At 43.5% G+C, this 2,043-nt stretch carries 3 protein-coding genes; all 3 read left to right on the top strand.

Translation table 11 applies throughout. From position 1 onward, the window contains the following. Positions 1–192 (top strand): hypothetical protein (locus F6K53_RS38385; RefSeq protein WP_293085052.1); only part of this gene is annotated, 192 nt, incomplete at its 5' end. A gap of 235 nt (positions 193–427) precedes the next feature. Continuing rightward, entirely contained in the window at positions 428–1,711 is a 1,284-nt protein-coding gene (gene iscB, locus F6K53_RS38380; RefSeq protein WP_293085049.1) for an RNA-guided endonuclease IscB, read from the top strand. Positions 1,712–1,772: 61 nt separating this feature from the next. Beyond that, positions 1,773–2,006, top strand: coding sequence for a type II toxin-antitoxin system HicB family antitoxin (locus F6K53_RS38375; protein ID WP_293085047.1), 234 nt, complete (start codon positions 1,773–1,775; stop codon positions 2,004–2,006). Positions 2,007–2,043 lie beyond the last annotated feature (37 nt).

Genomic DNA, 2,043 nt, shown 5'->3' with positions numbered 1-2,043 from the left:
AAGTTAGACACACAGGAGGTAGTCAGACATATTCGTCGGGCAGTAGCATCTGACCACGAACTCCAGGTTCATGATGTAGCACTGTTAAAACCTGGGAGTATCCCTAAGACTTCCAGTGGCAAGATTCAGCGTCATCGTTGTCGAGCTAATTTTCTCAGTCAACAACTCACCGCTAAGTCCTTCAGACTATAGCGGGAGCTTGTAAAAAGCTCATAGTTGACCAGACTAAGCTCTAAGCGAGCTACGTTATCTAGCTCATGACACCTACAAATGCGTGCCAGTTTGTAGCAACTGTCGTACAGCTTTAAACAGGTGTAGCGAGTTAAGCCAGTGAGCTGTACCGAACAAAGCTAGATAACATTGTCGTTCGCGCAAGCGTGTGCTTTGCACAGGCAAACTTTACCCACATTGTGGAGTGTTCAAAGTAATGCGAGTTTTCGTTCTAGATCAAAATAAGAAACCACTGGATCCATGCCACCCGGCACGAGCAAGAGAGCTATTGAACATGGGAAGGGCTAAAGTATTTAAACGGTACCCATTTACAATTGTATTAAAAGACAGGATTTTAGAAAAATCTGTCACTCATTCACATCGTTTAAAGATAGACCCTGGTAGTAAAACAAGCGGGATGGCTATTGTTCAAGAAGAAACAGGACGTGTCACAAGCGCCTTAGAAATATCTCACAGGGGACAACAGATTAAGAATTCTCTAGACTCTCGCAGGGCATTAAGGAGAGGTAGACGCAACCGTAAGACTCGATATCGCAAACCTCGTTTTTTGAACAGAACTGGTAGACAAGGATGGTTACCCCCATCTCTTGAAAGCCGAATTAACAATATTGAGACTTGGGTGAAACGAATTAGAAAAGTCTGTCCGATTAGCGCTATTTCTCAAGAGTTAGTCAGGTTTGATTTGCAGCAAATGCCAAACCCTGAAATTAGCGAGGTTGAATATCAACGCGGTGAGTTATTCGGCTTTGAGGTCAAGGAATACTTGCTTGCCAAATGGGGAAGAAAATGTGTCTACTGCAACGCTGAAAACACCCCATTGGAAATAGAACACATTGTCCCCAAATCAAAAGGAGGTTCTAACAGAGTAAGCAATCTCACCTTAGCTTGTAGACCTTGTAATCAGAAAAAAGGTAACAAATATGTAGAAGATTTTTTAAGTAAAAAGCCTGAACTATTGAAGAAAATTAAGGGGAAAACCAAGACTTCACTTAAAGACGCGACTGCGGTTAATACTACCCGATGGGAATTGTATAGAAGACTTCAAGAAACCGGGTTACCTGTAGAAGTAGGTTCTGGGGGACTGACCAAATTTAACCGTAAGGTCAGAATGATTGAAAAACACCATTGGACTGATGCTTCTTGTGTTGGTAAATCAACACCTGAGCGGCTACTTATCAGGGGAATAAAACCGCTGTTAATAGCAGCTAAAGGACACGGAACTAGGCAGCGTTGTCGTCCTAACAAATATGGTTTTCCGAAAGCTCACGCTCCAAAAGCTAAGTTTTTTCAGGGGTTTCAAACAGGTGACATTGTTAAGGCTGATGTCATCAAAGGTAAGTTTGCTGGTCAATATGTCGGACGTATTGCAATTCGCTTTAGACCTAGCTTTACCCTTCAACTACCAACTCAAAAATTTGACGTACATCCCAAATACTTGAAAACTATTCACAAGGCTGACGGCTATGAATATCAATATTGAAAATAAGGATACCCTATCGGGTAGTTTACTAGAAGCGCGGCAATTCCCCTCCCGCTAACCCGTGCCGGGTATAACGGGAGTCCCCTTGCCGCATCTCAGATGGAGAGTCATTCTGGAGCCTGATCTAGTTAACGGAGACTGGGCAGCTTGGTGCCCCGAACTTCCTGGTTGTACTTCCTGTGGTGAAACGAAAGTAGAAGCAATAGAAAATATTCGTGAGGCTATTGAGCTCTACCTTGAACCTGCCCCCCTTGAGCTGCCGGAAGGTTCTCTGACTTGCGAGGTTAGTATCTAATGATGTCTATTTTCACGCCTAGGCTCTAGTAGCTAGA

It is taken from the genome of Moorena sp. SIO4A1 (assembly GCF_010672065.1).
Taxonomy (GTDB): Bacteria; Cyanobacteriota; Cyanobacteriia; order Cyanobacteriales; family Coleofasciculaceae; genus Moorena.
This window is presented reverse-complemented; position numbering and strand designations above follow the sequence as displayed.

Bases quoted from the DNA above. Each gene is read 5' to 3' on its own strand.
- iscB (WP_293085049.1), top strand. From the start codon at position 428: ATGCGAGTTTTCGTTCTAGATCAAAATAAGAAACCACTGGATCCATGC.